9 protein-coding genes are annotated in these 11,897 nt (G+C 71.3%); 3 read left to right on the forward strand and 6 right to left on the reverse strand.

Going from position 1 to position 11,897, the window contains the following annotated elements; translation table 11 throughout:
• Positions 1-208: 208 nt before the first annotated feature.
• From CRP49_RS07040 to CRP49_RS07050, 3 genes are all read left to right on the forward strand, one after another.
• Positions 209-1,810 carry a tryptophan halogenase family protein gene (locus CRP49_RS07040; protein WP_097252622.1) on the forward strand — a complete coding sequence of 534 codons (1,602 nt, stop codon included), beginning with the start codon at positions 209-211 and terminating at the stop codon, positions 1,808-1,810.
• A gap of 87 nt (positions 1,811-1,897) precedes the next feature.
• The gene (locus CRP49_RS07045; protein WP_179851534.1) at positions 1,898-2,494 is read left to right on the forward strand and encodes a flavin reductase family protein; all 597 of its coding nucleotides are present in this window, start codon (positions 1,898-1,900) and stop codon (positions 2,492-2,494) included.
• On the forward strand, positions 2,475-3,833 hold the full coding sequence (locus tag CRP49_RS07050; RefSeq protein WP_097252623.1) for a cation:proton antiporter: 1,359 nt from the start codon (positions 2,475-2,477) through the stop codon (positions 3,831-3,833). The genes CRP49_RS07045 and CRP49_RS07050 overlap by 20 nt, the downstream gene beginning before the upstream one ends.
• Positions 3,834-3,913: 80 nt before the next feature.
• Here CRP49_RS07050 and trpD read toward each other — a convergent pair whose 3' ends face one another.
• From trpD to CRP49_RS07080, 6 genes are all read right to left on the reverse strand, one after another.
• Complete coding sequence (trpD, locus tag CRP49_RS07055) at positions 3,914-4,993, reverse strand: anthranilate phosphoribosyltransferase (protein ID WP_097252624.1); 1,080 nt, start codon at positions 4,991-4,993, stop codon at positions 3,914-3,916.
• A gap of 40 nt (positions 4,994-5,033) precedes the next feature.
• A complete protein-coding gene (locus tag CRP49_RS07060) occupies positions 5,034-5,255 on the reverse strand; it encodes a hypothetical protein (RefSeq protein ID WP_097252625.1) in 222 nt (73 codons plus the stop codon).
• A 238-nt stretch (positions 5,256-5,493) separates the two neighbouring features.
• On the reverse strand, positions 5,494-6,081 hold the full coding sequence (locus CRP49_RS07065; RefSeq protein ID WP_094215175.1) for an aminodeoxychorismate/anthranilate synthase component II: 588 nt from the start codon (positions 6,079-6,081) through the stop codon (positions 5,494-5,496).
• Positions 6,078-7,592 (reverse strand): anthranilate synthase component I family protein, encoded by a 1,515-nt coding sequence (locus tag CRP49_RS07070; RefSeq protein WP_097252626.1) that lies wholly within the window; start codon positions 7,590-7,592, stop codon positions 6,078-6,080. The genes CRP49_RS07065 and CRP49_RS07070 overlap by 4 nt, the downstream gene beginning before the upstream one ends.
• A gap of 42 nt (positions 7,593-7,634) precedes the next feature.
• Positions 7,635-8,672, reverse strand: a complete 1,038-nt coding sequence (gene sbnB, locus CRP49_RS07075; protein WP_097252627.1) for a 2,3-diaminopropionate biosynthesis protein SbnB — start codon at positions 8,670-8,672, stop codon at positions 7,635-7,637.
• Between the two features lie 174 nt (positions 8,673-8,846).
• Positions 8,847-11,837 carry a BTAD domain-containing putative transcriptional regulator gene (locus CRP49_RS07080; RefSeq protein WP_097252628.1) on the reverse strand — a complete coding sequence of 997 codons (2,991 nt, stop codon included), beginning with the start codon at positions 11,835-11,837 and terminating at the stop codon, positions 8,847-8,849.
• Between the last annotated feature and the right edge of the window lie 60 nt (positions 11,838-11,897).

Here is an 11,897-nt window from a genome sequence, read left to right on the forward strand (position 1 = left end):
CCTCTGCTGGGAGTTGCGGGGCGGTTTTCTATGCCAACCGACAATCGCCGGGCCGCCTATACCTCACCCATACAAGGCTGCTCAAGCAGAGATTCCAGCCATCTATAGAAGCGGCATAGCCGGCCCTCCGAATCTGGCGTGGAATCGCTCGACAGCGCCGGGACGAATGTGCTCCCGACCCACCCGACCAGGAGAGAGAGCCCCGCATATGACCGATACCGACTCCCGTATCCGTAAGGTCGTCATTCTCGGCGGCGGTACGGCCGGCTGGATGACCGCGGCCTATCTGGGCAAGGCTCTGCAGGGCACCGTGGACATCCAGGTGCTGGAGGCCCCCGCCATTCCCCGGATCGGCGTGGGCGAGGCCACCGTTCCCAATCTGCACCGCGTGCTCTTCGACTATCTCGGGATACCCGAGGAGGAGTGGATGCGCGAGTGCAACGCCAGTTTCAAGATGGCGGTGAGATTCGTCAACTGGCGTACCCCGGGCCAGGGTGAGCCCGAGGCCCGCACGCTGGAGGACGGCCGGCCGGACCACTTCTACCACCCGTTCGGCATCCTGCCGGACCACGACAACACGCCGTTGTCGCACTACTGGTTCAAGAACAAGCACGAGGGCCGCACGGACCTGCCGTTCGACTACTCGTGCTTCCGCGAGCCCCCGGCGATGGACGCCAAGCTCTCCCCGAAGTGGCTCGACGGCACCCCCTCCACCCGCTACGCCTGGCACTTCGACGCCGCGCTGGTCGCCGACTTCCTGCGCCGGTTCGCCACCGACAAGCAGGGCGTCGAGCACGTCCAGGACGAGATGGTGAGCGTCGAGCAGGACGAGCGCGGGTACGTCACCGCGCTGCACTGCAAGTCCGGGCGGGTGCTGGAGGCGGACCTGTTCGTGGACTGCTCGGGCTTCCGCGGGCTGCTGATCAACAAGGCCCTGGGCGAGCCGTTCCTGGACATGAGCGACCACCTCATGTGCGACAGCGCGGTCGCCACCGCCGTTCCGCACGACGACGAGGCGAACGGTGTGGAGCCGTACACCTCCGCCATCGCGATGTCCTCCGGCTGGGCCTGGAAGATCCCGATGCTGGGCCGTTTCGGCTCCGGATACGTCTACTCCAGCAAGTTCACCTCACAGGAGGAGGCGACCCGGGAATTCTGCGAACTGTGGAATCTGGACCCGGCCGAGACCAAGTTCAACCACGTCCGTTTCCGGGTCGGCCGCAACCGTCGCGCCTGGGTCAACAACGTGGTGAGCATCGGCCTCGCCTCCTGCTTCCTGGAGCCGCTGGAGTCGACCGGCATCTACTTCATCACCGCCGCCATCTACCAGCTCGCGAAGCATTTCCCGGACCGCACCTTCAACCCGGCACTCGTCGACAGTTTCAACCATGAGATCGAGGTGATGTTCGACGACACCCGCGACTTCATCCAGGCGCACTTCTACTACGCCCCGCGCAACGACACCCCGTTCTGGCAGGCCCAGAAGAAGCTGACGCTGCCGGAGAACATCCAGAAGAAGATCGCGGCCTACAAGGCGGGCCTGCCGATCAATTCGCCGATCGCCGACGAGTCCACGTACTACGGCAATTTCGAGGCGGAGTTCCGCAACTTCTGGACCAACGGCAGCTACTACTGCATCTTCGCCGGCCTCGGCCTGGAACCCGACGCCCCGCTGCCGGCGCTCGCCCACAAGCCGGAGTCCGTGGCGGGTGCCGAGCCGCTGTTCGAGCAGGTCCGGCAGCAGCAGGAGCACCTGCTGCAGACCCTCCCCAGCACCTACGACTACCTGCGCCGACTGCACGGCAAGTAAGGCCAGGCCCAGGACCGCACGGCGGTGCCCGCCGCTCCCCCCGGCGGCGCGGCACCGCCGGCCTCTCACGGACAGGAGTCCTCCTGCATGAGCACATCCCTGAGCACGGCGTCCCACAATCCTGACAACAGCGACAACACCGATAGCACCGACATACGCCCGCTGATGTCCTGCTTCCCGTCCGGGGTCTCCGTCGTCACGGCGCTCGACGCCGACTCCGTCCCGCGCGGGATGACCTGCAGCTCGCTGGCGAGCGTGGCCCTGGATCCGGCCACCCTGGTGGTCTGCCTGCGCACCGCGGGACCCACCCTGCAGGCCGCCCTGGACAGTGGCCGGTTCGCCGTCAACCTGCTGGACGAGCGGGCCCGGGACGTCTCCGACCTGTTCGCCTCCGGCACCACCGACCGCTTCGAGCGCGCCGAGTGGCGGCTGCCCCTGGGCGCCGGCGGCCCCCATCTCACCGGGGCGGCGGTGGCCGTCGCGGACTGCGAGATCGCGCACACGGTCGAGGTCGGCGACCACACGGCCGTCTTCGGCCGGGTCACCGGCGTCACGCTGGCCGACGGGGGCGAGCCCCTGCTGTACGGCCGCCGCCGGTACGCCCGCTGGTCGGTGGCGACGAGCCCGCTCGCCGAGATGTCGGTACCCCTGGAAGGAGACACCCGTGTCGGCACCCGCCTTTGACCCGCTGCCGGACCTGCTGATCGCGGTACCGGTGGTCATCGCCGCCTGCCGGGCCGGCGCAGGCCTGTTCCGCCGGCTGGGCCAGCCCCCGGTGATCGGCGAGATCACGCTGGGCATCCTGCTCGGCCCGTCCCTGCTCGGCTGGCTCTCACCGTCGCTCCAGCACTGGCTCTTCCCGCCAGCCGTGCTGCCGTACATCGGCGCGCTGGGCAATCTGGGGCTGCTGGCCTTCATGTTCCTGGTCGGCCTGGAGCTGGACCTCTCGGCGCTGCGCGGCCACAGCCGCTCCGCGGTGGCGGTCTCTCAGGCCAGCATCGCCCTGCCGCTGGCGCTCGGTTCACTCCTCGCGCTCGGCATGTACGGCACGTTCGCCCCCGAGGGCGTGGGCCGGCTGCCGTTCGTCCTGTTCATCGCGGTGTCGATGAGCATCACCGCGTTCCCGGTGCTGGCCCGTATCCTCACCGACCGCGGCATGTACACCACCCGCCTGGGTTCGCTGGCGATGGCCTGCGCGGCCGTCGACGACGTGACCGCCTGGTGCCTGCTCGCCGTGGTGGCGGCGGTCGGCGCGAGCGGCTCCCTCCAGGACGCGGCCCTGACGGCGCTGTGGTCCGTGGTGTTCCTCGCGGCGATGCTGTGGATCGTACGACCGCTGCTCACGAAGGCCGCCGGACGGGCCTCGCGGGCGGTGGAGTCCACCGTCCTGGTCGTGCTGTTCAGCGGCCTGTGCCTGTCGGCCTTCGTCACCGACCGGATCGGCATCCACGCGCTGTTCGGCGCCTTCCTGTTCGGCGTGGTGACCCCGCGCGGCTCGCGCGCGGTCGAACTCTCGGCGGCCCGGCTGCGGGCGTTCACCGTCCCGGTACTGCTCCCGCTGTTCTTCGTCAGCACCGGTCTGAAGACCGACGTCGCCCTGCTCACCGGCGACTCCACCCAGTGGCTGTGGGCAGCCGCGGTGCTGGCGGTGGCCGCGCTCGGCAAGTGGGGCGGCAGCACGGCCGCGGCCCGGCTGGCCGGCGAGACCTGGCGGGACGCGATGTCCATCGGCGCGCTGATGAACTGCCGCGGCCTGACGGAGCTGGTGGCCCTCAACCTCGGCCTCCAACTGGGCGTGATCGGCCCCGCACTGTTCACGATCCTGGTCCTGATGGCCCTCCTCACGACGGCGATCACCTCTCCTGCGCTGAGCTGGTTCCGCCGAGTGCCGACCGACGCCGGTGCCGGAGCCGAATCCCTCGCCGTGACGGCCGAGCCCTCTCAGCACCTGCCGTCAGCCTCCCAGCCCCGGCCGGAAACCTCCCAGCCCCGGCCGGCTGAAACCAGCCCGTCCGGCGTTTGAGGACGAGGCCCGTTCCGGGCCGACAGCGGGGGTCTGGGGGCGCAGCCCCCGGGGCGGTCACACCAGCCCCGGGGGCCCACTCATGCAACGGGTGCCAGCGCCCTCTCCCTCGTCGCAGAAACCCACCGCTCCAGAGTCTCCCGAGCCGCACCCGAGTCCACAGCCTCAGCAGCCCGACCCAACGCGGCCCCGATCCTTTCGGTCACCGTACGACCGCCACCCTCAGCGGAAGCGGCAAGCGCAGCCGCCGCCGACAGCAACACCGCATCCCGAACAGGCCCAGCGGCACCGTCCAGCAAGCGCCGCGCCACGTCCGCGTTGTAAACGGCGTCGCCACCCCGTAGCGCCTCGACCGGCGCGAGCGCGATCCCGACGTCCCGCGGATCGAACGTCTCCTGCCGCAACTGACCCCCGGCCACCGAGAACACGGTCGACGTGGTCGTCACCGTCAGCTCGTCGAGTCCGTCGTCCCCCCGGAACACCAGCGCGGTGGCCCCCCGCCGCGCCAGCACCCCGGCGACCAGCGGCAGCAGCCGCGGGTCGGAGACCCCCACCGCGTGCGCCGCGGGAGCCGCCGGATTGGTCAGCGGGCCCAGGGCGTTGAACACGGTCGGGATGCCCAGCGCCCGGCGCGCCCCCGCCGCGTGCCGCATCGCCGGATGGAAGTCGGGGGCGAAGCAGAAGGTGATCCCTGCCTCCTCCGCCACCGCGGCGACCTGCCCCGGCGGAATCCTGAGACTCACGCCGAGCCGCTCCAGTACGTCCGCGGAGCCCGAGGCCGAACTCGCGGCCCGGTTGCCGTGCTTGACGACCCGTACGCCGGCGCCCGCCGCCACGATGGCGGCCATGGTGGAGATGTTGACGGTGTTCGCCCCGTCTCCCCCGGTACCGACCACATCGACGGTCCTCCCCGGCACGTCGATGCGCACGGCGTGCGCCATCATTCCCCGTACGAGCCCTTCCAGTTCGCCGACGGTCTCCCCCTTGGCGCGCAGGGCGACCAGGAAGCCGGCGATCAGGGCGTCCGGGGCGCTGCCCCGCATCACCTGGTCCATGACCCACGCGGTGTCCGCGCCGGACAGGTCACGGCCGTTCAGAACGGACCCGAGCAGTGCGGGCCAGGAGCGTTCCGTCCGCTCCGTCTCGGTGCCTGTACTCACAGATCTCTCCTTCGGTCCGTGGTCGGCCCGTCGCCTCTGACTAGCTCCAGGGGTCCACGCCGCCGGTGCCCAGCTTCACGGTGACCCCGTCGCCGGAGACCACGACGCCGGCCTCGATGACCCCGTCGGCGACCGCGGCCGGCCGGGGCCGCGCCTCGGCGTGGTCGGCGCCGGCCACCGCGGTGAAGACGGCGCCCGCGGTCAGCACGGCGAGGACGAGGGCCTGGAGCTTGTTCTTCCGAGCGGTCTTGACGAGCTGCATTTTCGTCTCCCGTTGGGTTTTCGTTGCTGCGGTTCGTTCCGACAGCAAGAAATCTATGGGGGTGCCGCTTCGCTTTATTATCGGCCGAGCTTCGCCCCTGCACGACCGACGATAACGACGATATATGCGCAGGTCAGAGGCGGTCCCCGGGAATACGGACCAGTGAATTCCGATACCCTGGAAGGCGAATCGGCACCGGTACGAGTAATTCCGCACCCGCTGCCGTTAATTCCGCTCGTCAAGCGACCCGCTCCACCGCCGCCGCGCCCCTCAGGAAGTTCTCCAGCAGCCGGAGCCCGCCGAGGGTGGTCACCGACTCGGGGTGGAACTGGACGCCCTCGACGGGCAGGTGCCGGTGTCTGAGGCCCATGACATATCCGTCGTCCACGGCCCGTGCGGTCACCGTCAGCTCCTCGGGCAGCGGTTCGGCGACGATGAGCGAGTGGTACCGGGTGGCGGTCACCTCGGTGCCGAGCCCGGCGAACACCCCGGCCCCGTCGTGGGTGACCGGGCTGGTCTTGCCGTGCTTGAGCCGCTCGGCGACGGCCACCTCGGCCCCGTAGGCGAGCCCGATGGCCTGGTGCCCCAGGCAGATGCCGAGCAGCGGCACGCGCCCGGCGAAGGCGTGCACCAGCTCCACGTGCCCGGAGTCGGCCGGATGCCCGGGCCCCGGCCCGAGGACCACCGCGTCCGGGGCCCCGGCCAGCAGCTGCTCCGGTGTGCGCGTACCCGAGCGCACCACCTCGGTGTGTGCCCCGAGGGTGCGCAGGTACTGGTCGATGATGTGGGTGAAACTGTCGTAGGCGTCGACGAGCAGGACGTTCACGGAAGCAGCTCCTCACCGGTCAGCGCCCAGTAGGCGGCGCCCATCTTGTGCAGCGTCTCGCGCCACTCCGCGTGCGGGTCGGAGTCGGCGACGATGCCCGCGCAGGCCTGCGTGGAGTACGTCGTCCCGTCGTGGGCGACGGTACGGATGCACAGCGCGAGCCGGGACCAGCCGCGCACGTCGACCAGGCCGACGGCACCGGCGTACATCCGCCGCGGCTCGCTCTCCAGCTCCTCGATGATCTCCATGGCGCGGATCTTCGGCGCCCCGGTGACCGTGCCGGCCGGGAAGGTGGCGCGCAGCGCGGACCAGGTGTCCTCGCCGGGTGCGAGCCGCCCCTCGACGGAGGAGACCAGGTGGAAGACGTGCGAGTAGGTCTCGACCGTCATCAGCCGTTCGACGGCCAGCGTGCCCGGCCGGCTCACCCGGCCGATGTCGTTGCGGCAGAGGTCGACCAGCATCACGTGCTCGGCGCGCTCCTTCTCGCTGGCCCGCAGGGCCTCGATGCGGGGGCCGTCGACGGCCGGGTCGCCGCTGCGCGGGGTGGTGCCGGCGATGGGCCGCATCACGATCCGGTCGCCGCGGGTGGCGAACAGCACCTCGGGGCTGGCGCCGATCAGGGTGGCCCCGCCGCGCGGCACGAGGTACATGTGCGGGGACGGGTTGCGATGCCTGAGCCGCCGGTAGACGTCGAGCGGGGCCAGGTCGGTGGTGACGTCGATGCGGTGGCCGATCTGGATCTGGTAGATGTCCCCGACCCGGATGTGCCCGAGGCAGCGTGCGACGTTCCCCAGAAACGTTTCCTCGTCGGTGCTGTCGTGCACCGCGTGCGGCACGGGCGCCTCGGGTACGGCACCGGGCACCGGCCGCAGCCGGGCGACGGCCGCCGCGACCGTGCCGGGATCGGCGGGCGGGAAGTCCTCGCTGTGCGCGGTGCGCAGCGCGACGGTGCCGGTGGCGCCGTCGTAGTGGACGACCTCCCGGAACAGGGTGAGCACCAGGTCGGGTCCGCCGTCGGCGGTGCGCTGCGGCAGCTGCTCCATGTGCCAGGCGGCGCCGTAGCCGACGGTGGCGAGGAACCCGAAGGCGTAGGTGTCCGCGGGTACGCCGGTCTCGACGGCGAAGGCGCGCTCGGCGGCCCGCAGCAGCTCCCACACCTGGTCGCCGGAGGCGAGCGCCCGTGCCCCGCCCGGCAGCGGGGCGAGGTCCAGGGCGTCGGCGGCGGCGAGCAGCGCGTCCACGACCGGTGCGATGCCGTCGACGGTGACCCGGTCGGCGTGCACCTGGAGTTCGGCGAGCCGGCCGTGGCCGACGAGGGAGTCCCCGCCCTCCTGTTCGGGCGCCTCCAGGCTCTCCAGGAGGAACACCTCGCCGTCACCGAGGCGTTGGCGCAGGGTGTCGTACAGGGCGAGCGGGTCGTGCGGGGGCAGCGGGGTCTCGTCGACGCGGACGGAAACGGGCCGGCGCCGGGCACCGGCCGCGTGGGGCGGTGGGTCGAGCAGGGTGGTCACGGGTGGGGCCCCTTCCTCGGGGTGGTCCGGTCAGGAGTGCGCTCAGCCGTAGCGGCGCAGCTCGTGGAAGAAGTCGGGCTGGACGGCGAGTTCGCCGGCGGCGTGCAGGGTGTCGTACACGTGCTTGCCGAGCGCGAGGTCGAGGACGCCGAGGCCGAACGGGGAGAAGAACACCGGCCGGTCGGCGGGTACGGCACGCTCGCCGGTGAGGACGTCGTACAGGGTTCCGTCGATGAAGTCCCGGCCGCCGGTGAGCTGTTCGGCCAGGTGCGGGGAGGTGTCGGCCTTCAGGCAGTGCTCGATGTCGTCGACGAAGTTGGCGCCGGTGAGGATCACCTCGGGCGCGAGGTCGCGCAGCGACACGTGCAGCACCAGCGGGTGGTGGCCGAACCAGCCGGGGTCGGTGATGTGCGGGGTGCCTGCGATCGTGGCGAAGACGATCAGGTCGCTGCTCCGGACCAGGTCCTCGGCCTTCTCGTGCACCGTGACACGGCTGCCGTCCGCCGCCCCCTCCAGGTAGCCGGCGAATCCGGCCGCGTGCTCGGCCGAGAGGTCGTGCACGCCGATCTCGTCGAACCGCCAGCCGGTACCGGCCAGGTACTGGTGGACGTAGCGGGCGATGAGTCCCGTGCCGACGAATCCGACCCGCCGGGGCCGCTCGCCCCGCCCCCGGCTCAGCGCGTCCGCGGCCAGCGCCGCCGAGGCCGCCGTACGGGCCGCGCTGATGATGGAGCTCTCCAGGCAGGCCAGCGGATAGCCGGTGTCGTGGTCGTTGAGGATCAGCACGGCGGAGGCGCGCGGCAGTCCGGCGGCCACGTTCTCGGGGAAGCTGGAGATCCACTTCAGCCCGTCGACGCGGTTGTCGCCGCCGAGGGACGCGGGCAGGGCGATGATGCGGGAGCTGGGCCGGTCGGGAAAGCGCAGGAAGTAGGACGGCGGATTGACGGTGTCACCGGCGCCGTGGACGCGGTACGCCGTTTCGATCAGGCCCACCACCTCCTGGTACCGGCCGTCGAGTACCCGGTGGACCTGGGCCCCGGAAATCACCGCGAAGGAAGGCGCCTTGGCAACGGGCGGCATCTTGTACTCCACACTTCGGCTGACGTCTGTCCCAGCCGAAAGTAGGCACGTCCCTTATCGGCTGATTATTGGGCGTCTACATCACGTGCTGCGGTACGGATCGCGTGCTGCGGTGCGGGATGTGCTGCGGTACGGATCACGTGCTTGCGGTACGGGACGTGCACGAAACGGCTCTCAGCCGGAAGCGCCCTGACCGGGCCCCTCGTCCAGCCGGCACAGCAGCCGCTCGGCCTGCGCGCGCCAGCGGGGCGAACCGGTGCGCAGGAAGACGGCGTGGGCCGCGCTCGCCCGCTCCCGGGCGGAGTCGAGCCGCCCCTGGCGACAGCGGGCCTCGCCGAGGACGAGGTTGATCTGGCCGTCGACGAGGGGGCTGTCGATGCGTTCGACGACGTCCAGGGCCTCCGTGAGGGTGGCCTCGGCGGCGTCCACGTCACCCGCGCCGAGCCGGGCCTCGCCGAGACCGAGCAGGGCGTAGGCGAGACCGACCAGGTCGGACTTGGCCTGCACCAGCTCGATCACCTGCAGAAACGCTTCTTCTGCCTTCGGGTAGTCGGACCGCGCCAGATGCACGCGGCCGAGCCGGTGGATGGTCTGCGCGACGCCCCGCTTGCTGCCCCGGTCGATCGACTCCATGACGCGCACGGCCTCGACCCCCAGCTTCATCGCCAGCTCGGTGTTGCCCCGCTCCAGCTCGATCTGGGCCATGTTGTCCAGCGCGTGCGCCTCGGACGAGATGTCGCCGACGGTGCGGAAGATCTGGCCCGCGCGCTCCAGCCGGGTCATGGCGAGGTCGAGGTCACCGCTGAACCGCTCCAGGATCGACAGGTTCCGCAGGTTGAGCGCCAGCCCGTGCGGCTCACCGGCCTGCTCGAACAGCTCCATCGCCTCGGTGTACCGGGCGTGCGCCTCCCCCAGCCGCCGGTAGGACTGGGCGACCCCGCCGAGCTGGTGCAGCATGGCCGCCTGGCCGCGCAGGTTGCCGCTGCGCCGGGCCGCCTCCAGCGCGACCTCGGCACACTCCCGCCAGTCCTCCAGATAGTGCCGGGTCTCGAAGAGCACGGCGGCGGACACCGTCAGATCCCAGGCGAGGTCGTCCATCTCCAGCCCGGCCGCCTGTGCCACCGCGGCCACCAGCGACAGCCGCTCGGCCTCCAGCCACTCCAGCGGCGAGGAGAGCAGCTCGTCGGTGTGGATACGGTCGAGGGGGCGGCGGGGCGCGGGGCTGTGCACCACGCTGAAGTGGCCGCCGTACTCCCGCCGGTGGGCCTCCTCGGCGAGGGACAGCCAGGTGCGGAAGGCCCGCTCCCGGGCCGCCCGCTGCTCCGGCTCCGGCTCCTCGGCCTGCGCCCGCTCGCGCGCGTACAGCCGCATCAGGTTCTGCAGCCGGTAGCGCAGCCGGCCGGTCGCGTCGACGCCGACGACCTCCAGGAACTGCGCGTCGACCAGGTCCTCCATGAGCCGCTCGGCGTCCAGCACGTCGACGTCGAGCAGCGCACCGCCCACCCAGGCGGCGAAGTCCGGCACGTCCAGCAGGCCGAGGCGCCGGTAGAGCCGGGCCGCGTCGTCCGGGAGATAGCGGTACGACAGCTCGAAGCTGGCCCGCACCTGTGCCGCGCCCTGGCTCAGCTCGTCCAGTCGGCGCCGCTCGTCGCCCAGCCGGGCCACCAGGTGCCGTACGGTCCAGTGCGGTTTGGAGGCGAGCCGGGCGGCGGCGATGCGCAGCGCCAGCGGCAGCCGGTCGCACAGGTCGGCCAGGCGCCGGGTGTCGGCGCGGGCGGAGTCGACGCGCTCCTCGCCGACGATCCGCCCGAGCAACTCCACCGCGTCGTCCCCGGGCAGCACCCCGAGGTGCACCCGGGCGTCCTGCGGCCAGGTGACCAGCTCCTCCAGCTGCTCCCTGCTGGTCACCAGCACGGCACAGCCGCCGCTGCCCGGCAGCAGGGGCTGGATCTGGGCGAAGGAGCGGACGTTGTCGAGCACCAGCAGCACCTGCCGCTCGGCGAGCACACTGCGGTAGAGCGCGACGAGGTCCTCGGTCTCGGTGGGGATCTGGTCGCTGGGCACCCCGAGCGAGCGCAGGAACCTGCTCATCGCGTCGCGGGCCGGTGTCGGCTCGTGGTGTTCGTCGTAGCCGCGCAGGTCGGCGAAGAGACGGCCGTCCGGGAAGTGCTGGGCGGCCCGGTGCGACCAGCGCACGGCGAGACCAGTCTTGCCGACCCCCGCGATGCCGGTGATCAGCCCGATGGCGGGCCCGTGCTGGCGGTCGCGGCCTGCCACCAGCGTGTCCAATAAGGCGAGTTCCACTTCCCGCCCGGTGAAACCCGGGACATCGGGCGGCAGTTCGGAGGGGACGACCAGGGTGTCGGCACGCAGCGCGTCGCTCGCCGGTACGGCAGGGGCGGGCGCCAGCGACGGGTCGTCGCGCAGGATCGCGTCATGCAGGCCCTGCAGGTCCGGGCCCGGTTCCATGCCCAGTTCCTCGATGAACTGGGCGCGCGCCTCCCGGAAGGTGGCCATCGCCTCGGCCCGCCGCCCGGACCGGTACTGGGCGAGCATCAGATGGTGCCGGGTCCGCTCCCGCAGCGGGTGTTCGCGCACCACGGAGGTGAGTTCGGGCACCAGGTCGTGGTGGTTGCCCAGTTCCAGCTGGACGGCGGTGGCGTCGTCGTAGGCGTTGAGGCGGTGGCCCTCCAGGCGGGCCGCCTCGTCCTCGACCAGGGAGCTGGAGATCCCGGCGAAGGCGGGGCCGCGCCACAGCGCGAGGGCCTGGGTGTAGCACCCGGCGGCCTCGGCGTGCCGCGCCTGCTGCACGGCGGTCTCGGCGGTCTTCACCAGCCGGGTGAACTCGAGCACGTCCACCGAGTGGCCGTCGGGTCTGAGCACATAGCCCGGGTGGGCGGTGACGATGATGTCCTCAGCCGCTCCGTGGCTCTTGAACGTCTTGCGCAGTGCGGCGATCACGATCGCGATCTGGGTGCGGGCGGTGGCCGGCGGACGGTCGTTCCAGACGGCGTCCACGAGAGTGTCCACCGGGACGATCCGGCCCGAATTGAGCAGCAGCAGAGCGAGCACCGTTCGCTGACGCGCACCGCCGATCGGCAGACTTCGGCCTTGTGACGTCACCGTCACGGGCCCGAGTACCTCGAACCTGAGCCGCTCGCCCACGGATGTTCCCCCAGAACTTCCATCCCTACGTCCCGCCAGGTGGCCCAACGGACGACAATA

The organism is Streptomyces sp. Ag109_G2-15, assembly GCF_900215565.1.
In the GTDB taxonomy this organism is placed as follows: Bacteria; Actinomycetota; Actinomycetes; order Streptomycetales; family Streptomycetaceae; genus Streptomyces; species Streptomyces diastatochromogenes.